The following is a 665-nucleotide window of genomic DNA, read 5'->3' as shown; positions in this document are numbered from 1 at the left end:
TCCCAGGCCTCCGCCCCGGCGTGTCGCGTCGAACTCCCGCCGTTGTGCACCGCGGGGCACGGCAGGGCGCGCCCCGGGCACCGCCGCAGCACACCCCGGCACGACGCCCCACGGACCCCGCGGCTCAGCTGCGGTACATCTCCAGCACCGTCTGCGCCCCGGCCGGCGACGACAGCACCTCGATGGCATCCCCCGCTCGCACCTCGCCCGCGCGACGCACGCGCAGGTACGCGCCGAGGCGCCCCTCGTCCGAGAAGCGCTTCACCCAGCCGCGCGAGGCGGAACCGCCGACCCAGCGCGCGAACGTCGAGCAGGGCGTCCGCGGCATGGTGACCTCGACCTCGACGGTGTCGCCGATGCGCCACACCTCGCCGATGCGCGCGGCGTTGACGTCGAGCCCCTCGACCCGCAGGTTCTCGCCGAACCACCCGGGGGCGAGCTCCCGCCCGAGCTGCTCCTGCCAGAACGCCGCGTCCTCGGCGGCATAGGCGTACACGGCCTTGTCGGGGCCGCCGTGGTGCTTGCGGCTGGCCTGCACGTCCGCGCGGACGCCCAGTTTGCCGACCCGCACGGCACCGTCCACCGGGCGCTTGTCGATCGCGGTCACGCCGATGGAACCGGCATCCGGGTGCAAGGTGTGGACGGCGCAGACGGCGACGAGACGG

At 75.0% G+C, this 665-nt stretch carries 1 protein-coding gene; it reads right to left on the bottom strand.

The window, feature by feature from the left end; all coding sequences use genetic code 11:
• Positions 1–124: 124 nt before the first annotated feature.
• Positions 125–665: MOSC domain-containing protein (locus DBR36_RS16260; RefSeq protein ID WP_108320742.1), on the bottom strand; the 541-nt coding region annotated here is incomplete at its 5' end.

Source organism: Microbacterium sp. HMWF026 (assembly GCF_003061325.1).
In the GTDB taxonomy this organism is placed as follows: Bacteria; Actinomycetota; Actinomycetes; order Actinomycetales; family Microbacteriaceae; genus Microbacterium; species Microbacterium testaceum_E.
Note: the sequence above shows the minus strand (reverse complement) of the source record. Positions and strands in the feature narration are given on the sequence as shown.